Annotated in this window: 24 protein-coding genes; 18 read left to right on the top strand and 6 right to left on the bottom strand. The window is 70.9% G+C overall.

The features are described 5' to 3' along the window. Positions 1–75: 75 nt before the first annotated feature. Positions 76–717: an MIP/aquaporin family protein gene (locus RS86_RS09850; RefSeq protein WP_045272051.1), complete on the top strand. Its 642-nt coding sequence runs from the start codon at positions 76–78 to the stop codon at positions 715–717. Between the two features lie 78 nt (positions 718–795). Here the strand turns inward: RS86_RS09850 and RS86_RS09845 are convergent, their stop codons facing one another. Further along, the gene (locus tag RS86_RS09845) at positions 796–1467 is read right to left on the bottom strand and encodes a TetR/AcrR family transcriptional regulator (protein WP_082076712.1); all 672 of its coding nucleotides are present in this window, start codon (positions 1465–1467) and stop codon (positions 796–798) included. 145 nt (positions 1468–1612) lie between these two features. Between RS86_RS09845 and RS86_RS09840 the strand changes: the two genes are divergently transcribed. The 4 genes from RS86_RS09840 to paaZ are packed head-to-tail and all read left to right on the top strand — an operon-like array spanning position 1613 to position 6517. After that, entirely contained in the window at positions 1613–2800 is a 1188-nt protein-coding gene (locus RS86_RS09840; RefSeq protein WP_045272050.1) for a thiolase family protein, read from the top strand. Next, on the top strand, positions 2800–3555 hold the full coding sequence (locus tag RS86_RS09835; protein WP_045272049.1) for an enoyl-CoA hydratase/isomerase family protein: 756 nt from the start codon (positions 2800–2802) through the stop codon (positions 3553–3555). The genes RS86_RS09840 and RS86_RS09835 overlap by 1 nt, the downstream gene beginning before the upstream one ends. Positions 3556–3602: 47 nt before the next feature. After that, positions 3603–4460 carry a 3-hydroxyacyl-CoA dehydrogenase family protein gene (locus RS86_RS09830; protein WP_045272120.1) on the top strand — a complete coding sequence of 286 codons (858 nt, stop codon included), beginning with the start codon at positions 3603–3605 and terminating at the stop codon, positions 4458–4460. Then, positions 4460–6517, top strand: coding sequence for a phenylacetic acid degradation bifunctional protein PaaZ (gene paaZ / locus RS86_RS09825; RefSeq protein ID WP_045272048.1), 2058 nt, complete (start codon positions 4460–4462; stop codon positions 6515–6517). The genes RS86_RS09830 and paaZ overlap by 1 nt, the downstream gene beginning before the upstream one ends. Before the next feature lie 192 nt (positions 6518–6709). On the opposite strand, the gene paaK is transcribed toward paaZ, so the two are convergent. Both paaK and paaI read right to left on the bottom strand, forming a co-directional pair. After that, positions 6710–8011 (bottom strand): phenylacetate--CoA ligase PaaK, encoded by a 1302-nt coding sequence (gene paaK, locus RS86_RS09820; protein ID WP_045272047.1) that lies wholly within the window; start codon positions 8009–8011, stop codon positions 6710–6712. Continuing rightward, complete coding sequence (paaI, locus tag RS86_RS09815) at positions 8008–8430, bottom strand: hydroxyphenylacetyl-CoA thioesterase PaaI (RefSeq protein ID WP_045272046.1); 423 nt, start codon at positions 8428–8430, stop codon at positions 8008–8010. Before paaI ends, paaK begins: the two co-directional genes overlap by 4 nt. 130 nt (positions 8431–8560) lie before the next feature. Here paaI and paaA point away from each other — a divergent pair, with 130 nt between their 5' ends. The 13 genes from paaA to RS86_RS09745 all read left to right on the top strand — a co-directional run bounded on the left by paaA (position 8561) and on the right by RS86_RS09745 (position 19267). Continuing rightward, positions 8561–9529, top strand: coding sequence for a 1,2-phenylacetyl-CoA epoxidase subunit PaaA (gene paaA, locus RS86_RS09810; protein ID WP_045272045.1), 969 nt, complete (start codon positions 8561–8563; stop codon positions 9527–9529). After that, complete coding sequence (paaB, locus tag RS86_RS09805) at positions 9526–9831, top strand: 1,2-phenylacetyl-CoA epoxidase subunit PaaB (protein WP_045272044.1); 306 nt, start codon at positions 9526–9528, stop codon at positions 9829–9831. Before paaA ends, paaB begins: the two co-directional genes overlap by 4 nt. Continuing rightward, positions 9828–10670, top strand: a complete 843-nt coding sequence (gene paaC, locus RS86_RS09800; RefSeq protein ID WP_045272043.1) for a 1,2-phenylacetyl-CoA epoxidase subunit PaaC — start codon at positions 9828–9830, stop codon at positions 10668–10670. The genes paaB and paaC overlap by 4 nt, the downstream gene beginning before the upstream one ends. Continuing rightward, a complete protein-coding gene (gene paaD, locus RS86_RS09795) occupies positions 10667–11161 on the top strand; it encodes a 1,2-phenylacetyl-CoA epoxidase subunit PaaD (RefSeq protein ID WP_419177699.1) in 495 nt (164 codons plus the stop codon). Before paaC ends, paaD begins: the two co-directional genes overlap by 4 nt. A gap of 89 nt (positions 11162–11250) precedes the next feature. Further along, complete coding sequence (paaE, locus tag RS86_RS09790; RefSeq protein WP_045272119.1) at positions 11251–12384, top strand: 1,2-phenylacetyl-CoA epoxidase subunit PaaE; 1134 nt, start codon at positions 11251–11253, stop codon at positions 12382–12384. A gap of 66 nt (positions 12385–12450) precedes the next feature. Beyond that, positions 12451–13221 (top strand): enoyl-CoA hydratase/isomerase family protein, encoded by a 771-nt coding sequence (locus tag RS86_RS09785; protein WP_045272041.1) that lies wholly within the window; start codon positions 12451–12453, stop codon positions 13219–13221. Positions 13222–13365: 144 nt separating this feature from the next. Continuing rightward, entirely contained in the window at positions 13366–14841 is a 1476-nt protein-coding gene (locus tag RS86_RS19885; protein ID WP_052680191.1) for an HNH endonuclease signature motif containing protein, read from the top strand. Positions 14842–15042: 201 nt separating this feature from the next. Further along, positions 15043–15825, top strand: coding sequence for a sulfite exporter TauE/SafE family protein (locus tag RS86_RS09770; RefSeq protein ID WP_045272118.1), 783 nt, complete (start codon positions 15043–15045; stop codon positions 15823–15825). Between the two features lie 45 nt (positions 15826–15870). Further along, positions 15871–16341: an FAS1-like dehydratase domain-containing protein gene (locus RS86_RS09765; RefSeq protein ID WP_045272038.1), complete on the top strand. Its 471-nt coding sequence runs from the start codon at positions 15871–15873 to the stop codon at positions 16339–16341. Next, positions 16338–16739, top strand: coding sequence for a MaoC/PaaZ C-terminal domain-containing protein (locus tag RS86_RS09760; RefSeq protein ID WP_045272037.1), 402 nt, complete (start codon positions 16338–16340; stop codon positions 16737–16739). Before RS86_RS09765 ends, RS86_RS09760 begins: the two co-directional genes overlap by 4 nt. Before the next feature lies 1 nt (position 16740). Then, positions 16741–17877: a UDP-N-acetylmuramate dehydrogenase gene (locus RS86_RS09755; protein WP_045272036.1), complete on the top strand. Its 1137-nt coding sequence runs from the start codon at positions 16741–16743 to the stop codon at positions 17875–17877. A 42-nt stretch (positions 17878–17919) separates the two neighbouring features. Further along, the gene (locus RS86_RS09750) at positions 17920–18840 is read left to right on the top strand and encodes an AEC family transporter (protein WP_045272035.1); all 921 of its coding nucleotides are present in this window, start codon (positions 17920–17922) and stop codon (positions 18838–18840) included. A gap of 28 nt (positions 18841–18868) precedes the next feature. Then, positions 18869–19267, top strand: a complete 399-nt coding sequence (locus tag RS86_RS09745) for a VOC family protein (RefSeq protein WP_045272034.1) — start codon at positions 18869–18871, stop codon at positions 19265–19267. A gap of 150 nt (positions 19268–19417) precedes the next feature. Here the strand turns inward: RS86_RS09745 and RS86_RS09740 are convergent, their stop codons facing one another. The 3 genes from RS86_RS09740 to kynU all read right to left on the bottom strand — a co-directional run bounded on the left by RS86_RS09740 (position 19418) and on the right by kynU (position 22536). After that, positions 19418–20620 (bottom strand): pyridoxal phosphate-dependent aminotransferase, encoded by a 1203-nt coding sequence (locus RS86_RS09740; protein WP_045272033.1) that lies wholly within the window; start codon positions 20618–20620, stop codon positions 19418–19420. Positions 20621–20761: 141 nt separating this feature from the next. Continuing rightward, the gene (locus tag RS86_RS09735) at positions 20762–21211 is read right to left on the bottom strand and encodes a hypothetical protein (protein ID WP_045272032.1); all 450 of its coding nucleotides are present in this window, start codon (positions 21209–21211) and stop codon (positions 20762–20764) included. Between the two features lie 56 nt (positions 21212–21267). Beyond that, positions 21268–22536: a kynureninase gene (gene kynU, locus RS86_RS09730; RefSeq protein WP_045272031.1), complete on the bottom strand. Its 1269-nt coding sequence runs from the start codon at positions 22534–22536 to the stop codon at positions 21268–21270. Positions 22537–22673: the final 137 nt, after the last annotated feature.

Genomic DNA, 22673 nt, shown 5'->3' with positions numbered 1-22673 from the left:
CGGCATCCAGGGTGCGCCGGCCGGCGTGCGGGAGATTCCGCCCTCACCCTCGACCTGACAGAAAAGGCATTCGAAATGACTGGTACTGCTGGAAAGGCACTCGCCGAGGCGATCTCGACGTTCCTCTTCGTGTTCAGCATCATCGGCGCGATCAACAGCAAGAGCCCGCTGACGCCGCTGGCGATCGGCCTCGCGCTGACCGTTCTCGTCTACGCCGCGGGGCACATCTCCGGCGCCCACCTCAACCCCGCCGTCTCCTTCGGCGCGCTGATCCGCGGCGCCATCGGCGTCACGGACTTCGTCGCGTACATCGTCGCCCAGTTCGTCGGTGGCGCCCTCGCCGCCCTCGCGAGCTTCGCGGTCTGGCCGCACGCCGACAAGGCGACCGAGATCCAGGTCGGCCCGGCCTTCCTCGTCGAGGCGCTGTTCACGCTCGCCCTGGTCTGGGTCGTGCTGAACGTCGCCACCTCGAAGGACAACGACAACAATTCCTTCTACGGCCTGGCCATCGGTGGCACCGTCTTCGTCGGCGCCGTCTCGGTCGGCGGCATCTCGGGCGGCGGGTTCAACCCGGCCGTCGCGCTCGGCCTCTCCATCAGCGGCCAGTTCGCCTGGAGCAACCTGTGGCTGTACATCGTCGCCCCGCTCGTCGGCGCCGCGATCGCCGCGGTCCTGTTCCGCGTTCTCAGCAGCAACGACAAGAAGGCCGCTGCCTGAGTCGTCTCTCCCGGATCGCCCCGTGCTCGCTCGAGCGCGGGGCGATCTGCTTTCTGCGGGGGTCTTCGAGAATCCCGCTCAGCGCGCGCGGAGGCCGTCGAAGATCACCCGGGTCACGTCGTCGACCAGCTCCTCGGGGGTGAGCGACGTGTGCGCGGGGCGGTACCACTCGATGATCGAGTTGATCATGCCGAACATGAGCCTCGTCGTCACGGAGGGGCGGATGTCACGGCGCAGGGCACCCTCCTGCTGCGCCTGCCCGACCAGGTGCGCGACGCGCTGGTCGAAGATGCGGCGGCGCTCCAGGGCGGCCCTCTCGATCTCGCTGTTGCCGTGCACGCGCAGCAGCAGCGTGACCTGCGGCAGCCTGCTGGTGAGCACGCGCACGGCTCCCGCGATGACGGTCACCAGCCGCGTGGCGGCCGTGCCCTCGTCGGCCAGGGCTCCGTCCAGCACCGACTCCAGCCCTCCGAGCGCATCGTCGAGGGCGATCTCGAGGATCTGCTCCTTCGACGCGAAGTGGTGGTACAGCGCCGCCTTGCTGAGTCCGAGTTCCGCAGCGAGCGACGAGACGCTCGTGGCGTCGTAGCCCTGCTCGTTGAAGAGGCGCACCGCGATCTCGAGCACCTGCGCACGGTCGTAGCCCGGGCGCCCGCGGCGCGCACGGGGCGTCGGCTCGCCGGCCGGCGCCTCCTCGGAGGCCTCGGCGATGCTCGCCGTCTCGCGCGCGTGCGCGGATCCCGTGCTCATCCGCATCATTCTCCCCCATCGGACTTCCGGGCGGACTTGCCCGGCGGGGATCCGTCTGTCATTCTTTTACTGAACGATCGGTCGGGAAACAGTTTCGGGTCCCGGATCCCCGCACCCCGTCGACGAAGACCCCGGGAGGACGAGCATGTCGGAGGCCTATCTCATCGGCGGTGCGCGCACGCCGGTCGGTCGCTTCGGCGGCGCCCTCGCCGCGGTCCGCCCCGACGATCTGGCCGCGCTCGTCATCCGGGAGGCCGCGCAGCGAGCCGGCGTTCCCGATGACGCGTTCGACGAGGTATTCCTCGGATCCGCGAATCAGGCGGGGGAGGACAACCGCAACATCGCCCGCATGGCGGTGCTGCTCGCAGGCCTCCCCGACACGCTGCCCGCCCTGACCGTCAACCGGCTGTGCGCCTCGGGGATGTCCGCCGTCGCGCTCGCGGCGCAGGCGATCCGCGCGGGCGACGCCGACGCGATGATCGCGGGCGGCGTCGAGTCGATGACGCGCGCCCCCTGGGTGCAGGCGAAGCCCGAGCGGGCGTGGGCGAAGCCGGGCGAGGCGTTCGACACCTCGATCGGCTGGCGGTTCACGAACCCGCGTCTCGCCGCGCGTGACAAGGCCACCTTCTCGATGCCCGAGACCGCGGAAGAGGTCGCGCGCCTCGACGGCATCACGCGCGAGGACGCCGACGCCTTCGCACTGCGCAGCCATGAGCGGGCCATCGCCGCGATCGACGCCGGCCGCCTCGCCCCCGAGATCGTGGCCGTGCCGACCCCGCGCGGCGGGCTCGTCGACACCGACGAGGGTCCGCGCCGCGACACCACGCTCGAGGTCCTCGCGGGGCTTCGTCCCGTCGTCGCGGGCGGCGGCGTCGTCACCGCGGGCAACTCCTCCTCGCTCAACGACGGGGCCTCGGCAATCGTCGTCGCCGGAACCGCGGCGATCGAACGGCACGGGCTGACGCCGCGGGCGCGCATCGTCGCGTCGGCCTCGGCCGCGCTCGCCCCCGAGATCATGGGGCTGGGGCCGGTGCCGGCGACCGAGAAGGCACTCGCGAAGGCGGGGCTCACCGTGGCCGACCTCGGCGCGGTCGAGCTGAACGAGGCGTTCGCGACGCAGTCTCTCGCCTCGATGCGACGGCTCGGCCTCGACCCCGACATCGTGAACGCGGACGGGGGCGCCATCGCGCTCGGCCATCCGCTCGGCTCGAGCGGCAGCCGGATCCTGATCACCCTGCTCGGCCGGATGGAGCGCGAGGGCGCCCGCTACGGCCTGGCGACGATGTGCGTCGGCGTCGGTCAGGGCACCGCGATGATCGTGGAGCGGGTGTGATGGCCGAGGCATCGACGGTGCGGCGCCTGCGCATCGAGCGCGGCGAGGACAGGGTCACCGCGACCCTGGACCGGCCGGAGACCCGCAACGCGATCGATCAGACGATGATCGACGAGCTGCACGCGCTGTGCGCCGAGCTCGAGGAGGATCCGCGGATCCTGATCCTGATCGGATCCGGCGGGATCTTCGCCTCCGGCGCGGATATCGCCCAGCTGCGCGATCGCCGGGCGCAGGACGCGAGGGCCGGCATCAACACGACGGCGTTCCGGCGCATCCGCGCGCTGCCCATGCCGGTGATCGCCGCGGTCGACGGCTACGCCCTCGGCGGCGGCGCCGAGCTGGCCTACGCCGCCGACATCCGCATCGGCACGCCCGGTACGCGCATCGGCAACCCGGAGACCGGGCTCGGCATCATCGCCGCGGCCGGGGCGACCTGGCGTCTGCCGCAGATCGTCGGCGAGGCGCGGGCGGCGGAGTTGCTGCTGACCGGACGACAGCTGAGCGCGACGGAGGCGCTGGCCTGGGGTCTGCTGTCGTCGCTGCACGAGCCCGACGACCTGCTCGCCGCGGCGCACGCGATCGCCGACCGCATCGCCGCGAACGATCCGCTCGCCACCCGGCACACCAAGACGGCCCTCCTCGCCCCGCCCGACCGGCATCCCGAGATCGAGCTCGAGCTGCAGGCCGAGCTGTTCGAGAGCACCGAGAAGCACCGGCGGATGACCGCCTTCCTGGAACGGAGGAGCCGCCGATGAGCACAGCCTGGTCGAGCGAGCCGCAAGAGAGTCGAGACGCGGCGGCGATGCCCGCGACGCCCGAACGCGTCGGCGTGCTCGGCGGCGGACGCATGGGCGCGGGGATCGCGCACGCGTTCCTGCTCGCCGGATCCCAGGTCGTCGTGGTCGAGCGGGATGAGACCGCAGCGGCCGCAGCAGGGGAGCGGATCCGCGCGAGCCTGCTGCGCTCGGTCGAGCGCGGCAGCACCGACCGCACGATCGCGGCGCTCGAGGGCGCGCTCGAGACGAGCACCGATGCCGAAGTGTTCGCGGACGCCGGGCTGGTCGTCGAGGCCGTGCCGGAGGAGCGGGTGCTCAAGGTCGAGAGCCTGCGCCGGATCGAGGCGGCGGTCGCCCGGGGCGCCGCGATCGCCTCGAACACGTCCTCGATCTCGATCGACGATCTCGGCGCGGAGCTCGCGCATCCTGAGCGCTTCCTCGGCCTGCACTTCTTCAACCCGGTTCCCGCCTCGGCGCTCGTCGAGGTGGTCGTGGGTGCCTCCACCAACCAGGAGCTCCTCGACGACGCCCGCGGCTGGGTCGCGGCCCTCGGCAAGACCGCGGTCGTGGTCGCCGACGCTCCGGGGTTCGCGTCGAGCCGGCTCGGTGTCGCGATCGCGCTCGAGGCGATCCGGATGCTCGAGGAGGGCGTCGCGACCGCCGCCGACATCGACGCGGCGATGGAGCTCGGCTACCGGCACCCGACTGGCCCGCTGCGCACGACCGACATCGTCGGGCTCGACGTGCGACTGGGGATCGCCGAGGAACTGGAGGCCAAGCTGGGCGCGCGGTTCGCGCCGCCGCAGCTGCTGCGCGATCTGGTCGCAGACGGACACCTGGGCCGCAAGACCGGCCGCGGATTCTACGAATGGAGCGAAGGATGATGACCGAGCTGCTGCCCAGCTACCTGCAGGGAGCCTGGTGGACCTCCCCCTCCGAGGGCGGGACCGTCGTGCGCGACGCGTCGACGGGGGAGGAGATCGTCCGGGTCGACTCGGTGGGTATCGACCTCGCCGGCGCCGTCGACTACGCCCGCACGGTCGGCCAGCAGAGCCTCGGCGCGCTCACCTTCCACCAGCGGGCGATGCTGCTCAAGCAGATGGCCGTGGTGCTCACCGCGCACAAGGAGGAGCTGTACGAGCTCTCGAAGCGCAGCGGATCCACAGTCCGCGACTCCTACGCCGACGTCGACGGCGGCATCGGCGTGCTCTTCACGTACTCGTCCAAGGGCCGTCGCGAGCTGCCGAACGCGAAGGTGCTCCTGGACGGCCCCGTCGAGCCGCTCTCGAAGGACGGATCCTTCCTCGGCCGGCACGTCTACACGCGCCTGCCCGGCGTCGCCGTGCAGATCAACGCCTTCAACTTCCCGATGTGGGGCGCGCTGGAGAAGTTCGCCCCGGCGTTCCTCGCCGGGGTGCCCTCGATCGTGAAGCCCGCGACCCCGACGGGATACGTCGCGGAGGCGTGGGTGCGCATCCTCGTCGACTCGGGACTGCTGCCGGACGGATCCCTGCAGCTGGTGAGCGGATCCCTCCCCGGGATCTTCGACCTCCTCCGCCTCGGCGACCTCGTCGCCTTCACCGGCAGCGCCTCGACCGCCGCGGGGCTGCGCGCCCAGGCCGCCGACGGCGTGCGCTTCACGAGCGAGACCGACTCGATCAACGCCTCCGTGCTCGGCCCGGACGCGACGCCGGACACTCCGGAGTTCGAGGCCTACGTGAAGCAGCTCATGATCGAGCTCACCACGAAGGCGGGGCAGAAGTGCACGGCGATCCGTCGCGCGATCGTTCCGGTGCCGCTCGTGGACCCGCTCGTCGCCGCGCTGCAGGCGAAGATCGCCGAGCGCGTCGTGATCGGCGACCCGCACGCCGCGTCCGTCACGATGGGGCCGCTCGTCTCGACCGCGCAGCGCGACGAGGTGCTGCGTCAGGTCGCGGCGCTGCGCGAGGCCGGTGGCGAGCTGCTCCTGGGATCCGTCGACGCGCCGGAGGTCGTCCACGCCGATGGCACGACGGGGCCCGCTCCGGAAGGCGCCTTCGTCGCGCCGATGCTCGTCGGCTTCGCGGACACGACCTCGCCCGCCGTGCACGAGATCGAGGCGTTCGGCCCGGTCTCGAGCGTGCTCGGGTACTCGACCGTCGCGGAGGCCGCGGAGCTCGTCGGACTCGGCGGGGGATCCCTGGTGACGAGCGTCGCCACGAGGGATCCCGAGGTCGCGACCGAGCTGCTCACCCGCATCGCCGCGTACAACGGCCGCGTGCTGTTCCTGAACCGCGACGACGCGAAGACCTCGACGGGGCACGGCTCCCCGGTGCCGCACCTCGTGCACGGAGGCCCAGGACGCGCGGGCGGTGGCGAGGAGCTCGGCGGGATCCGCGCGGTCATGCACTTCATGCAGCGCACCGCGATCCAGGGCACTCCGGAGATCCTCACCGCGATCACGGGCGTCTGGCACACCGGCGCCGGCACCGACCGCGCGGTGCATCCGTTCCGCAAGTCGCTCGCGGAGCTGCACCTCGGAGACCAGGTGGAGTCCGGCCTGCGCGAGCTGTCGCTCGAGGACATCGAGGCCTTCGCCTACTCCACGGGCGACACCTTCTACGCGCACATGGACGAGGAGGCCGCCGAGGCGAACCCGTTCTTCGGCGGGAGGGTCGCGCACGGCTACCTGCTGGTGTCGTGGGCGGCGGGGCTGTTCGTCTCGCCCGAGCCGGGACCTGTGCTCGCCAACTACGGGCTCGAGAACCTGCGTTTCGTGACGCCGGTGAAGCCCGGCGACGCCATCAGGGTGACCCTCACCGCGAAGCAGATCATCCCGCGCGAGACCGATGAGTACGGCGAGGTGCGCTGGGACGCGGTGATCCACAATCAGCGCGACGAGATCGTGGCGACCTACGACGTGCTGACGCTCGTGGAGAAGGAGCTGGCCTCGGCCGCCTGACTGAATTGTCGACGCGATAGAGATGGAAAGTGCCGCTCCCGCAGCTTCAGGAGCGGCGTTTTCCATCTCTGAGCGCGTGGCCTCCGGAGTTCGAGATGGAAAAGTCCGCTCGCGATGGCATTGGAGCGGCGTTTTCCATCTCTGAGCCGGGACGACATGCAGGTGCGCACCGACCCGGCATCGGCCCCGGGCTCAGCGCAGGTCGTACAGGCGCTTGTACTTGCCTTCGCTGCGGGGGAGGGATCCCGGTTCCTCGACCTGCACGTCGACCGACGTCCCGATCGAGGTCTTGATCCGCAGCTTCAGCACCTCGGCCGCGGCCAGTGCGCTCGCCGCGTCGATGTCGGGGTGCCGCTCGATCCGCACCTTCAGTGCGTCGAGGTGGCCCTGCCGGGTGAGCTCCAGGACGAAATGCGGGGTGAGCGTCTCGATGCCGAGCGCGATCTCCTCGATCTGCGTCGGGAACAGGTTCACGCCGCGCAGGATGATCATGTCGTCGTCGCGGCCCGTGATCTTCTCCATCCGCCGCATCGCGGGAAAGGCGGACCCGGGAAGCAGCCGGGTGAGATCCCTGGTGCGGTAGCGGATCACCGGGAACGCCTGCTTCGTGAGCGAGGTGAACACGAGCTCGCCCGGCTCGCCGTCCGCGACCGGTTCGCCCGTCTCGGGGTCGATGATCTCGGGCAGGAAGTGGTCCTCCCAGATGTGCGGGCCGTCCTTCGTGGTGGCGGCCTCCATCGCGACCCCGGGTCCCATGACCTCGCTGAGCCCGTAGATGTCCACGGCGTCGATGTTCAGGCGCTGCTCAATCTGGAGGCGCATCTCGTTGGTCCACGGCTCCGCGCCCAGGATCCCGACCTTGAGCGAGGTGGAGCGGGGATCGATCCCCGCCTGCTCGAGCGCGTCGGCGATCGTCAGGAGGTACGTCGGGGTGCACATGATCGCGTCGGGCTCGAAGTCGTGGATGAGCTGGACCTGCTTGGCGGTCTGCCCGCCTGACATCGGGATCACGGTCGCGCCGAGACGCTCGATGCCGGCATGAGCGCCCAGGCCGCCCGTGAACAGGCCGTAGCCGTAGGCGTTGTGCACCTTCCAGCCGGGCTGCACTCCGGCCGCGCGCAGCGAGCGCGCGATGAGGTCGGCCCAGTTGTCGAGATCGGTCTGGGTGTAGCCCACGACGGTCGGCCGGCCGGTGGTGCCCGAGGACGCGTGGATGCGGCGTACATCGGCCATCGGCACCGCGAACATGCCGAACGGGTAGTACTCGCGCAGGTCGTCCTTGGTCGTGAACGGCAGGCGCGCGACGTCGGCGAGGGTGCGGATGTCGTCGGGGTGGATCCCGGCCCGCTGGAAGGCGAGGCGGTAGAACGGCACGTTCTCGTACGCGTGATGCACGGACCACTGCAGGCGCTCGAGTTGCAGGGCGTGCAGCTCGTCCGGGGTCAGGGAGGTGGCCGCGTCGTTGTGCGCGGCGCCGACGGCGGTGTCGGTCATGAATTCTCCTCGGGGAAAGGACGGTTCGTGGTGATCGAGCGGCCGCGGAACTCGGCGACGGTGTCGCCGGTCTCATCGGTCACGGTGATGTCGTAGAGGCCCGTGCGACCGTTGCGCGCGCGGCGCGTCCCCGCGGCCGTGAGCACCTGCCCCGCGTGCGTGGACTTCAGGAAGGTGATGTCGGCGCCCGCGGCCACCGTGACCTTCTCATCCTCGTTGCAGACGATCGCGAAGGTCGTGTCGGCCAGGGCGAAGACCAGCCCGCCATGCGTAATGTCGAAGCCGTTCAGCATGTCCTCGCGCACGATCATCGAGACCACGGCGCGGCCCGGCTCATCCACCTCCACGCGCATGCCGAGGGCGGATGAGGCGCGATCGCGCTGCATCATCGGACGCAGGTCGGCGACGGGGTCGGTCATCTGTTCTCCTTCGAACTGAGCGGCACGGACCGGGGTGCGGCGCCGGTTCGGGAAGGTAGTCCTTCTGCGAACGATACGAGTGTGCCATAATTACTGTACGAACGGTAGGTAATTCACTCAGGAGTCGACGATGACTGTTTCCCCCGTGGCCTTGTCCGAGGATCCGGACGCCCAGGCGCTCTTCGACGAACTCGTCGAGAACGAGCAGCGCATCGAGCCGCGCGACTGGATGCCGGAGGCGTACCGCAAGACGCTGATCCGGCAGATCTCCCAGCACGCGCACTCCGAGATCATCGGGATGCAGCCGGAGGGCAACTGGATCACCCGCGCTCCCAGCCTCAAGCGCAAGGCGATCCTCATGGCGAAGGTGCAGGACGAGGCCGGGCACGGGCTCTACCTCTACTCCGCCGCGCAGACGCTCGGCATCACGCGCGACGAGATGATGCAGCAGCTCATCGACGGCAAGGCCAAGTACTCCTCGATCTTCAACTACCCGACGCCGACCTGGGCGGACATGGGTGCGATCGGGTGGCTCGTCGACGGCGCCGCGATCTGCAACCAGGTGCCGCTGTGCCGCGCCTCCTACGGTCCCTACGGACGTGCGATGGTACGCATCTGCAAGGAGGAGTCGTTCCACCAGCGCCAGGGCTTCGAGATCCTGCTGACCCTCATGCAGGGCTCGGAGGAGCAGCGCGCGATGGCGCAGGACGCCGTGAACCGCTGGTACTGGCCGGCGCTCGCGATGTTCGGCCCGCCGGACGACCAGTCCCCGAACTCCGCGCAGTCGATGCAGTGGAAGATCAAGCGCTTCTCGAACGACGACCTGCGCCAGCGCTTCGTCGGCATGCTCGTGCCGCAGGCCGAGATCCTCGGCGTGACCCTGCCGGATCCCGAACTCCGCCTCGACGAGGAGACGGGCCAGTACGCGATGGGCGAGATCGACTGGGACGAGTTCTTCGAGGTCGTCCGCGGCAACGGGCCGTGCAACGCCGAGCGGCTGCAGCGCCGTCGGGACGCGCACGCGGAGGGCGCCTGGGTGCGGGAAGCCGCCGCAGAGTACGCCCGCAAGCAGGCTCTTCGGCAGGAGGTGGCGGCATGACCACCCCCGGCGCATCCCCCGAAGAGAGCTGGCCCATGTTCGAGGTGTTCGTCCGTGCGAACCGGGGCCTCAGCCACGTGCACGTCGGATCCCTGCATGCCCCCGACGCCGACATGGCGCTGCGCAACGCGCGCGACCTGTACACGCGGCGCAACGAGGGCACCTCGGTGTGGGTCGTCCCCGCCGATGCGATCACCACGAGCGACCCCGACGACAAGGGAGCGTTCTTCGAGAGCCCCGCCGGCAAGAACTACCGCCACGCCGTGTACTACACGGCCTCCGAGGGGGTGCCGCACCTGTGAGCGCCCACGATCTGGACGGTGCGATCGACCCGCACGGCGACGTCTCCGTCGACGAGCTCGCGCTCGCCGCAGAGCTGGCCGGCTCCGGGGAGCGCGCGGCCTCCGCCGACATCGCAGAGTACGCGCTCTGGCTCGGCGACGACGCCCTGATCCTGTCCCAGCAGCTCGGAGCCTGGATCACCTACGCCCCCGAGCTCGAGGAGGACGTGGCGCTCGGCAACATCGCCCTCGACCTGCTCGGGCACGCGCGATCGTTCCTGCGCTACGCCGGATCCTGGGACGGGCGCAGCGAAGACGACCTCGCGTACTTCCGCGACGAGGCCGAGTTCCGCAGCTCCTGGCTCGTGGAGCAGCCCAACGGCGATTTCGCGCAGACGATCGCGCGCCAGTTCCTCGTCAGCACGTACATGCTCGAGCTGTACTCCGCGCTGCGGGGCAGCACCGATGCGACGTTCGCCGCGATCGCCGAGAAGGCCGTCAAGGAGGTCGACTACCACCGCGACCACGCCGTGCAGTGGGTGCTGCGTCTGGCGGGGGGCACCGCGGAGTCGCGCGCCAGGATCATCCGCGCCTTCGCCGATGTCTGGCCCTACGCGGCCGAGCTGTTCCGCGACGACGAGCTGATCGACCGCCTCGGCGATGCCGCCGTGCGGCCCTCCTCGCTGCAGGCGGGCTTCGACGCCGTGACCGAAGCCGTGTTCGCGGAGGCGGAGCTGGACATCCCCGCCGGATCTGCCTCGGCCGGCGGCGGACGGCACGGATCCCACGCGACCGGGCTCGGTCACCTGCTGTCCGAGATGCAGGTGCTCGCCCGTCGTCACCCGGGGGCGACGTGGTGACCGGGCTGCGCGAGCGCGCCTGGGAGGCGGCGGCCGCGGTCAAGGATCCGGAGGTCCCGGTGCTGACGATCGAGGACCTCGGCGTGCTGCGCGACGTCACCGTCGACGGCGACCGGATCCGCGTCGACATCACTCCGACGTACAGCGGCTGCCCTGCGATGGACACGATCCGCGACGACGTCGAGCTCGCGCTCATCCGGGCCGGCTTCGGCGAGGTCGAGGTGCGCCTCGTGCTCGCACCCGCGTGGACCACGGACTGGATGACCGAGGAGGGCAAGCGCAAGCTCACCGAGTACGGCATCGCCCCGCCCAGCGGACACGCGGCCCTGCGGCAGGCTCAGGGGCCGGTGCGCATCTCCCTCGGCGTGCGCTGCCCGCGGTGCGGGTCCCTGGACACCCGCGAGCTCTCCCGCTTCGGCTCCACGTCGTGCAAGGCGCTCTACGAGTGCCGCGCGTGCCTCGAGCCCTTCGACCACTTCAAGGTGATCTGATGACGCTCTGGCATCTGGGCGCGGCCGCGCACACCGCCGCCACCGAGGAGGCCGCCACCGAACGTGTCGCCGGCTCGCTCCTCAGCAGCGTGGTCGGAGGCGCTTCGGCATCGCCGCGCCGGCGCACCCGCTTCCACACGCTCGCCGTCCAGGAGGTGCGTCCGCTCACCGACGAGGCGATCGAGGTCACCTTCGCGGTGCCGGAGCAGCTCGCGGGGGAGTTCGACTATCTCGCCGGGCAGCACGTCGCGCTGCGCGCCGAGCTCGACGGTCACGAGGTGCGCCGCTCCTACTCCCTCTGCCGGCCGCCGGTGCGGGACCCTTCGACGGGCTCGGGGACCATCAGCGTCGCGATCAAGCGCGACCGCGGAGGCCGCTTCTCGACGTGGGCGCAGAGCGAGCTGCACGCGGGCGACAGGATCGACGTGATGAGCCCGCAGGGCGCCTTCACCTCGGCGCTCGCCGCGCTCGACGAGGCGCACGTCGTCGGCATCGCCGCGGGGTCGGGCATCACGCCGCTCATGGCGCTCGCCGCCACGGTGCTCGCGCGCTCCGACAGCAGCCGGTTCACGCTCGTGTACACGAACCGCCGGGCGACCGACGTGATGTTCCTGGACGACCTCGCCGACCTCAAGGACCGCTACCCGGCGCGCTTCGCAGTGCACCACGTGCTCACGCGTGAGCAGCGCTCGGCTCCGCTGCTGTCCGGCCGCATCGACGAGGAGCGCCTGCGCGGCATCCTCGACGCGCTCGTGCTGCCGGCGACGGTCGACGAGTGGTTCCTGTGCGGGCCGTTCGATCTCGTGCAGCTGTGCCGCGACACCCTCGCCGACATCGGCGTCGAGTCCGCGCACGTGCGCTACGAGCTGTTCACGACGGGGGAGCCGGGGCAGGAGCGCCCGGAGGCCGGGCGCCCGATCGAGGTGCGCGAGGACGAGCCCGTGCGCACGATCGAGTTCACCCTGGACGGACAGTCCGGATCCGTGGACACCCCGGTGTCGGCCAACGAGTCGATCCTGAACGCCGCCCTCCGGGTGCGTCCCGACGTGCCCTTCGCGTGCGCGGGCGGCGTGTGCGGCACCTGCCGGGCGCGCCTGGTCGACGGATCCGTCACGATGACGGAGAACTACGCGCTCGAGCAGGACGAGCTCGACCGCGGCTACGTGCTCACGTGCCAGTCCCACCCCACGACCGATCGCGTCGTCGTCGACTACGACGTCTGAACGGCGCAGGAGCCCTTCGACAAGCTCAGGGACCACCTCGACAAGCTCAGGGACCAAGGAGGAATCATGATCGACCTCGCGATCGACGGCGCCGTCGCCCACATCACGCTGAACAACCCCGACAAGCTCAATGCCCTCGACGAGCAGGCGGTGCGCGACCTCGGAGACGCCTACGCCGAGGCCGAGCGCGCCGGCGTGCGCTCCCTCGTGCTGACCGGCGAGGGCAGGGCGTTCTGCGCGGGGCGCGACATCTCGGGCGTCGATCCGCGCGACGACGACGTGATGGGCTACCTCGACGGCCTCGTCACGCCCGTGCTGCAGCGCATGGCGTCCTTCCCCGCGCCGACCTTCGCCGCCGCGCAGGGAGCCTGCCTCGGGGTGGGCCTCGGCCTGCTCATCGCGACCGATGTCGTCTACGTCGCCGACACCGCGAAGATCGGATCCCCGTTCGCCGCGCTCGGCGCGACGCTGGACTCGGGCGGGCACGCGCTGTTCGTGGAGCGGCTCGGCGCGCACCGCACGCTCGACCTCATCTACTCCGGCAGGCTGATGAGCGGATCCGAGGCGGTCACGGCCGGGCTGTTCTCCCAGGCGATGCTCCCCGAGATGGTGCACGAGGCCACGCTCGCGGCCGCGTCCCGTGCGGCGCAGGGCGCGACCGCCGCGTTCGTCGCGAGCAAGCGCCTGGTCGCCGCCCTCCGCGACGAGCGCCTGGGGCTGTGGCAGTCGATGCGCCAGGAGAACGCGGCGCAGGCGGCGCTCTGCGACACGGACGACTACCGCGAGGGCTTCGCGGCGTTCCAGGAGAAGCGCCCGCCGCTGTTCGAAGGGCACTGAGCCGGCGCCACCGGTGCTGAGGGCTTCGTGGTGGACGGCGTGGATCGTCCTCCACAAGGGGCGTTCCCAGAAAGCTGTGCACAGGTTCCGTTCTTAGGTCTGATCTGGGGTTCGAATGTCCGTGGCCCCCTGTTGAATGGGGGTATGACATCGACGCCGACCGAGATCCTGCAGCAGGTGGACCACCTACTGCAGGACTTGTGCGCGTTGCCGGAGATGGACGCCCGGTTCGACGGGTTTCAGGGTGCGGAACTGGTGCTGGCGTTGATGGTCGGCGGCTCCGCTCGGCGTCGATTGGATGCCGTGCTGACGGGCCTGACCGGGCAGGTCATCGACCGAGACACGCGATTGGCGTCCGAGCGGCTATCTGCGTCGGTGGGCTGTCACGATGCGACCGAGCTGCTGCAGCGGGCGCTGCGCACCGATGCGAGCACGGCCCGCCAGTTCGCCCGCGCCGCTCGAGTCACCCACCGGGACGTGCAGCTCTCCAGTGGCGACCTCTCGCCGGCCCGATATCCGGAGATGGCCGATGCCCTGCGCGATGGGGTGGTGTCGGTGCCGGGGCTGCTCGCCGCGGTCGGACCGGCGGAGAGGAGCGGCACGCGGATCACGGTCGATGAACGGGAGGCGGTGGACGGGCTGCTGGCGTGCACGGCCCGGGGTGCCGACCTGCCCGACGAGCACGGGCGCCCGGGCCCGGCCCCGTCGACCGCCGAACTCGCCGATTACGCCCGCGCCCTGATGCTCGCGCTCGACCCGGACGGCGCGGAACCCGACGATACCGCGGCCGAGCGCTCCCGCGGCTTCTGGATCGGGAAGCTGCGGCGAGGCACGCATCGAGTCGGGGGCGAGCTGCTCCCCGAGGTCGCCGGTCAGTTGCAGCGGTTGTTCGACGCAGTCAACAACCCCGCCGCGGAGTGCTCCCCCGCGCCCGGCGCGGTCGCCTTCTCGATCGCCGACCCGGATCCGGACCTCATCGACTCTCTCCCGATCCCGGAAGACCTCCGCACCCGGGCGCAGCGCGATCACGACGACCTCGCGATGATCCTCCAGGCCGCCGCGGCGTCCGGGGGAATGCCCGATCTCGGCGGCGCCGCCCCGACCCTGGTCGTATCGGTCACTGCGGCGGACTACGCCTCCGGTCAGGGACGGGCGTTCATCGAAGGCACGGGCGACGACGTGCCCGTCTCCGTCGCCCGGCACACCGCGTGTGCAGGCGGGATCCAGCGGGTCCTGTTCGACGAGCGCGGGAAGATCGTGTCGATCGGCACCACCGCCCGGATCTTCACCGCGAACCAGCGGCGCGCGATCATCCTCCGCGACCGGGAATGCGTGATCCCCGGCTGCCACGTCCCCGCGACCTGGTGCGAGATCCACCACGTGCAGGAATGGGCCGACGGAGGTCCCACGCACACCAGCAACGGCGTCGCCCTGTGCTGGCACCACCACCGCACCCTGGAGACCTCCGGATGGCAGATCCGCATGCACCACGGCGTCCCAGAGATCCGCGGACCGCACTGGTGGGACCCGCACCGTGCCTGGCACCGCCCCCGCAGCCGCGGCGGCGATCCGCATCGTGTCCGCCGCATCCTCGTCGACGCGCTCGCCCCACCCCGATGACGACCGGCTATTCCCGCAGCCGGTGGATGTCATCCGCGGTCAGGGAACCGCTCGCGCCGAGCGCAATTTTCCCCTCACGCGGCAACCATCGTCGCGCCCCTGGTTCGGTGGGGCAGCAGCGGGGCGCGACTACGCTGGACGGTGCTGCTCCGCCTGGAACGGCGGACGGGAGCGAGTGTGGTCGAGGGTGCCGTCGAGCGGATGCGAGGGGCGCGCGCCTACGCGTCCTTCATCGGGATCGGGCTCGCCGCGGGTCTCCTCTCCGGCCTCTTCGGCGTCGGGGGTGGCACGGTCATCGTCCCGCTGCTCGTGCTGCTGCTCGCGTTCGACCAGCGGCTGGGCGCGGGCACGTCGCTCGCGGCGATCGTGCCGACCGCGCTCGTGGGCGTCATCTCGTACGCCGTCCACGATTCGGTGGCGTGGATCCCGGCGCTGATCCTCGCAGTCGGATCCGTCGTCGGCGCGCAGATCGGCACCCGCCTGCTGCCGCGGATCTCCCAGACCGCGCTGCGCTGGTGCTTCGTCGGCTTTCTCGTGATCGTGATCGTGAGCCTGTTCCTGGTCATCCCCTCGCGGGGCGCGGTGCTCGAACTGACCTGGGTCACCGCCCCGCTGCTCCTGGTGCTGGGCCTGTTCACGGGCGTGCTCGCGGGCCTGATCGGGGTCGGCGGAGGGATCGTGGTGGTCCCGGCACTCATGCTGGCGTTCGGCACGAGCGACCTCGTCGCGAAGGGCACGTCGCTGCTCATGATGATCCCGACCGCGATCTCCGGCACGATCGGCAACCTGCGCAATCACAACGTGGATCTGGTCGCCGCAGCCTTCATCGGCCTCTCCGCGTGCACGACCACGGCGCTCGGCGCCTGGCTCGCGACGCTCATCGACCCGTTCGTGGGCAACATCCTGTTCGCGGTGTACCTGGCCTTCATCGCGGTGCAGATGGCGCTGAAGGCGATCCGCGGGCGGAAGCCCCGCACCGCCTGAGCGGCCGCTCGGCGAGCGATCGGCGCCGCTCGATAGGATCGAGGGGTGCCCGTGAATCCTGAACTGGTCGGCCGGGAGTTCCCGCCGACGGCCCCGTACCTCGTCGGTCGCGAGAAGGTGCGCGAGTTCGCGCGCGCCGTGTTCGCCGACGCCCCGCAGCACACCGATGTCGCGGCGGCCCAGGCGCTCGGCTTCGCCGATGTCGTCGCCCCGCCCACCTTCGCGATGGTCATCCAGGACCTCACGCTGCAGCAGCTGCTGGGGCTCGAGGACTCCGGGATCGTGCTGTCCCGCACGATCCACGCCGAGCAGCGCTTCACCTACACGCGCCCGATCGTGGCCGGCGACGAGCTCACCGCCCGGCTGACCGTCACCGGGATCCGAGCGATGGGTCCCGCCGCGATGATCACGAGCGACGCCGAGATCCGCGACGCCGCCGGCGCGCACGTCGTCACCGCCACGTCGGTGCTGCTCGTGAGCGATGCCCCGGCCGAGAACGAGGAGGCCGCCGCGTGAACGTCGGAGACATCATCGCCGAGCGCACCGTGCACCTCACGCGTGAGTCGCTCGTCCGCTACGCCGGCGCGTCCGGCGACTTCAACCCCATCCACTACCGCGACGACGTCGCCGCCGAGGTGGGCCTGCCCGGCGTGCTCGCGCACGGCATGCTCACGATGGGCGTCGCCTCGTCCGTCGCGGTCGCCGCCCTTCCCGGCACCGCGCGGATCCTCGACTACGGCGTGCGCTTCGCACGCCCGATCGTGGTCGACCCGCAGACCGGCGCCGACGTCGCGATCACCGCCAAGGTCGGCGCGATGGACGAGACCGCGGTGCGGATCGACCTGACCGTCCGGTTCGCCGAGACCACGGTGCTCGTCAAGGCGCAGCTGCGCGTCGCGGCGGACTCGCTCTGACATGGCGGAGATCGATCCGATCCGCCTCGCCGCGCTGACCACGCTGCAGACCGGTGCGGCGCCCGCGCGCATGATCGACGCCGCGACCGAGGACGAGCTCGTCTCCGCCCTCCGCGCCGTGTGGGCGACCCGTGACGAGTGGTTCGTGCTGGGCGGAGGGTCGAACCTCTTCGCGGGGGATGCGCCCTTCGACGGCACGGTGATCCGCATCCGCACGAACGGCATCGAGGAACTCCCGTCCCCGCACGCCGGCCGGATCCGGGTTCGCGCGCAGGCCGGGCACGACTGGGATGCGCTCGTCGCCTACGCCGTCGAGCGCGGGTACGCCGGCATCGAGGCGATGTCGGGGATCCCCGGCACGGTCGGCGCCGCCCCCGTGCAGAACATCGGGGCCTACGGGCAGGAGATCCAGGAGACCCTCGTCGAGGTGGAGCTGCTCGATGAGCACTCCGGCGAGGTCGTCGTCACGCCGGCGTCCGAGCTCGGCCTCGGCTTCCGGACGTCGGTGCTCAAGCACCACTACGGCTCCGTCGCCGAGCGCCGTGCCGTGATCCTGTCCGTGACGCTCGATCTCGCCGTCACCGGCGATGCGGGGCGGGTCGTGCGCGGCGAGCAGCTGCGCCGCGCGCTGCAGCTCACCGGCGACGACCCGGTGCCCCTCACCTGGGTGCGCGAGCGGATCCTGTCCACCCGCGCCGCGAAGGGCATGCTCTTCGATCCGGCGGATCCCGATACGCACGGCGCCGGATCCTTCTTCCAGAACGCGATCGTCTCCGAAGCCGTCGCGCGCACGCTGCCGTCCGAGTGCCCGCGCTGGCCGGTGACGCCCGACCTCGACACGGTCACCGTGATCCCGCTCGAGTCGTACTACGGTCTCGCACCGAAGCCGGAGGCGCCGCCGAGCGACGTGAAGGTGAGCGCCGCCTGGCTGATCGAGCACGCCGGCATCGGCAAGGGGTTCAAGCTGCCGCGTTCGCGCGCCGGCGTCTCCACGAAGCACGCTCTCGCCCTGACGAATCGCGGGGGCGCGACCGCGGGGGAGATCGCCGAGCTCGCCCGGTTCATCCAGAGCCGGGTGCATTCCGAGTTCGGCCTGCTGCTGCAGCCGGAGCCGGTGCTCGTCGACGTCGAGCTCTAAGCGCGGCGACGCGGGACGCGGGTCACGCCGTAGGCTCGAAGGGTGCTCGCGACGCTCACCGGATTCGCCGTCGTCGGCCTTGCGATCTTCGTCGGGTACGTGATCGGTCGCATCGATCTGCTCGGTACGCATGCGCGCGAGGTCCTGAGCCGGCTGACGTTCTTCGTGCTGTCGCCGTTCCTGCTGTTCTCCGTGCTCGCCAAGGCCGACGCGCATGTGCTGTTCTCCGCCCTGCTGCCGGTGTCCGCGATCGCGGCGGCGGTCGTGATCGCGGCCTATGCGCTCATCGCCAGGATCGTCTGGAAGCGCAGCGTGGGCGAGACCGTGATCGGTGCGCTCTCGTCGGGGCAGGTGAACTCGAACAACATCGGCATCCCGCTGTCGCTCTACCTGCTCGGCAGTGCCGCGTATCCGGCGCCCGTGATCCTCATGCAGCTCCTGGTGTTCACGCCGATCTCGCTGACCATCCTGGACACCGTGACCGCCGGCCGCACCTCGGTGTGGCGCACGGTGGTGCGCACCGCGACCAACCCGATCATCCTGGGTTCCGCCCTCGGCACGCTGGTCTCGGTGCTGGGCATCGAGCTGCCGCCGATCGTCATCGAGCCGGTCACCCTGATTGCGAACGCCTGCGTCCCTGTGCTGCTGATCAGCTACGGCATCTCGCTGCACGGGCAGCGCGTGCTCGGCGCGGCGGGGCACCGCAGAGACGTGCTGCTCGCGAGCGCGCTGAAGCTGCTCGTCATGCCCGCGATCGCGTGGCTGCTGGCGCAGTACGTGTTCGGGCTGTCCGCGCACGCTGTGCTGATCGTGGTCGTGCTGGCGGCGCTGCCGACCGCGCAGAACGTGTTCAACTACTCCCAGCGCTACGGCATCGGCGAGGCGGTGTCCCGCGACACGGTGTTCCTCACGACGATCGGGTGCGTACCGGTGCTCCTCGGAGCCGTCCTGCTGCTCGGCTGAGGCCGGATCCGGGGCGTACGCTCGCAGCATGACCGGACTCGTGCCCTACATCCTGTTCCCCGGGACCGCCGTCGACGCGCTGCCGTTCTATCAGGCGATCTTCGGCGGCGAGGTGGCGATGCACACCTACGCCGAGTTCGGGCGCGCGGACGGCCCGGGCGATGCGATCGCGCATGGCATGCTCATCCGCGGCCCTGTCGAGCTCGCCGCGGCCGATGCGGGGCCGGACGAGGACGCCGTGCACATGAACGGCATGTTCTTCTCGCTGCTCGGCACGGCGGATCCGGAGACGCTCACCCGCTGGTTCGCGCAGCTCGGCGATGGCGGTCGCGTGATCGACCCGCTGCAGGAGCGTCCGTGGGGCGCGCACGATGGCACGCTCGTTGATCGCTTCGGCGTGCACTGGCTCATCGGCTACGAGGACTGACGCGGCCGGCCGGGGGCGCCGGTCGCCGTGTCGACGTCGACGCCCCCTCTGGCAGCCGAGGCCCCCTCTGAATCGCGTTGTTCAGGAGGGGCGCGGACAGCCCGAGGGGGCGTCGAGTAGAAGCGGACGGGCTTCAGAAGCGGACGGGTGTCAGGAGGCGAACAGGCGCTGCAGGCGCTGCACGCCCTCGAGCAGCTGGTCGTCGCCGAGCGCGTACGACATGCGGATGTAGCCGGACGGGCCGAACGCCTCGCCCGGGACCACGGCCACCTCGGCCTGGTCGAGGATGAGGTCGGCGAGCTCGAGCGAGGTCGTGGGGGTCACGCCGCCCCAGGTGCGACCGAGCAGGCCCTGCACGTCGGGGTAGACGTAGAACGCGCCGGTCGGGTTGGGCACCACGAGGCCGTCGATCTTGGACAGCTCGGAGACGATCAGCTTGCGGCGGCGGTCGAACGCCTCGCGGAACTGCTCGGCCTCGGTCTGCGGGCCGTTGAGTGCGGCGATCGCTGCACGCTGCGCGACGTTGTTCACGTTGCTCGTGAGGTGCGACTGGAGGTTGCCGGCGATCTTGATCGCGTCGGCGGGGCCGACCATCCAGCCCACGCGCCAGCCGGTCATCGCATAGGTCTTCGCGACGCCGTTGACGAGGATGGTCTGACCGGCGACCTCGGGCAGCGCCTCGACCACGGAGGTCGCCTTCACGCCCTCGTAGGTGAGGTTCTGGTAGATCTCGTCGGAGATGATCCAGATCCCGTGCTCGAGCGCCCATGCGGCGATCGCGGCGGTCTCCTCGGGGGAGTAGACGGATCCGGTCGGGTTGGACGGCGAGACGAACACGAGCACCGTGGTGCGCTCGGTGCGCGCGGCCTCGAGCTGGTCGACCGTGACCTTGTACTCCTGGTCGGCGCCGGCGAAGACCTCGACCGGGACGCCGTCGGCGAGGCGGATCGCCTCGGGGTACGTGGTCCAGTACGGCGCGGGAAGGAGCACCTCGTCACCCGGGTTCACCACGGCCTGGAACGCCTGGTAGACGGACTGCTTGCCGCCGTTCGTGACGATGACCTGGCTCGGCGAGACCTCGAGGCCGGAGTCGCGCAGCGTCTTCGCGGCGATCGCCTCGCGCAGCTCGGGCAGGCCGGCCGCGGGGGTGTAGCGGTAGTTCGCCGGGTTGGCGAGAGCCTCGGCCGCCGCATCCACGATGAACTGCGGAGTGGCGAAGTCGGGCTCGCCCGCGGCGTACGAGACGACGGGCTTGCCCTCGGCCTTGAGGGCTTTGGCCTTGGCATCCACCTTCAGCGTGGCGGACTCGGCGATGGCGGAGAGTTTGCGGGAGAGAGGCGCGCGTTCGGTCACGCCACCAGCGTACTCGCGCGCCTGTCGTGCGAAATGGCCATGACGTACAAAGCACAGGCGGCGTTCTCCGTCGTGGCGAACAGGTGCGGGCGGCGGGATCCGGTGCTCGATCGGGCCGGGAACGGCGGGATCCTCGCCCGCTCAGGTCAGGAAGGACGGCGGGACGGCGCAGTAGTCGGCGAGCCGCCGCGTCGGCGCCTCCGGATCCGTCACGTCGATCAGCGCGGTCGCCGCCGTGTGCGGAACCTCGTCTCCCTCGAGGAGCCAGACGGAGAAGTGCCACAGTCCGCGGGTGCGCTCGGCGAGCAGCGCGGTCGTGCCGGAGACGACCTCGACCGCGTCCCCGCCCGCGGCGCGGAACGGCGCCACGATGTCCGCGCGCAGGCCCGCCTCGTCGCGATCGTCCTGCGCGGCGACGGACACCGCGACGCCCCTGGAGCGCAGGGCGTCGGCGAGGTCGTCCGCGAACGAGGCCGACCTCGTGGCGGAGGGGCTCGCGACCGCGAGCAGCCGTGCTCCGCGCGGATAGTCGCGCAGGAACTCGTCGACGAGGTCTTCGAGGAGGGCGCGCGCTGCGGTCGGGGCGGTCATGCCCCCAGAGTAGGCCGCCCCGCAGGCAGAGCGGCGCGCTCCGGACCACTCGCCGCTCAGGTGACGGCGTCGCGCTCCTGGAACTCCGGCGCACGCCACAGCTCCTCGTCGAGCACGCGGCGCAGGGTCTCCACGGCGTCCCAGACGTCGGTGTGGCCGAGGTACATCGGGGTGACCCCGAATCGCAGCACCTCGGGCTCGCGGTAGTCGCCGATCACGCCGTTCGCGATGAGCGCTTTCATCACCGCGTATCCCTCGGGGTGCCGGAACGACACGTGGCTGCCGCGCTGCGCCTCCTCGCGCGGCGTGATCAGGGTGAGCGGATGGCGCGAGAGCCGCGTCTCGACGAGCCGGATGAACAGCGTCGTCAGCGCGAGCGACTTGCGGCGCAGCGCCTCCTGGTCGACCTCGAGGTGCATGTCGAGCCCGACCTCCATGGTCGCCATCGACAGGATCGGCTGGGTGCCCACGAGGAAGCGCCGCCCGCCCGGCGCGGGAGCGTACGCGTCGGTCATCGCGAACGGGCGGTCGTGCCCCCACCAGCCGGTCAGCGGCGTCTCGACCCGGTCGAGATGGCGCTCTGCGACCCAGAAGAAGGCAGGGGAGCCCGGGCCGCCGTTGAGGTACTTGTACGTGCAGCCGACGGCGAAGTCGGCACCGGCGTCCGCGACGGCCACGGGCACCGCGCCCACGGAGTGGCAGAGATCCCAGACGGCCAGGGCGCCCGCCGCGTGGATCCGGTCCGTCGCCTCCCTCATGTCCCAGAGGTGGCCGGTGCGGTAGTTCACCTGGGTGAGCAGCACGACGGCGACGTCCTCGTCGAGGGCGGCGTCCAAGTCCTCCGGAGCGTCGATCAGCCGCAGCGAATAGCCGCGGTCGATGAGCGCCATCAGGCCCTCGACGATGTAGAGGTCGGTGGGGAAGTTCTCCCGCTCCGACACGATCACCCGGCGCGCGGGGGCGTCCTGCTGCTGGAGCCGGATCGCGGCCGAGACGGCCTTGAAGACATTCACCGACGTGGTGTCGGTCGCGACGCACTCGCCCGCGCCGCCGCCGATGAGCCGGCCGATCTTCTCGCCGATCCGGAGGGGCAGCGCGAACCAGTGGTTCTTGTTCCAGCTGCCGATGAGGTCGGCGCCCCACTCCCGGCTCACCACGTCGGCCGCCCTGGCGACGGCGTCGCGCGGGAGTGCGCCGAGCGAGTTGCCGTCGAGGTACACGATGCCCTCGGGGAGGGCGAAGCGCGCGCGGAGCCCGGCGAGTGGATCGTTCCGATCGGCCTCTTCGCACTGCTCGCGGGTGATCGGCGCGGTGGCGTCCGTCATCGTGGAATCCTCCTCGGTCGTGGATCCGGCGCGGTCGGCCGGAGATACGGAGATCAGGATCCATGATGACGAATCGACGGAGAATCGCCTAGGATTCCGACAGATATCCGAGAATCACGACGCTGTGCGTGGGATCA

This window comes from Microbacterium azadirachtae (genome assembly GCF_000956505.1).
In the GTDB taxonomy this organism is placed as follows: domain Bacteria; phylum Actinomycetota; class Actinomycetes; order Actinomycetales; family Microbacteriaceae; genus Microbacterium; species Microbacterium azadirachtae_A.
The sequence above is the reverse complement of the archived record's forward strand: the minus strand, read 5'-3'. Positions and strand labels throughout refer to the sequence as shown.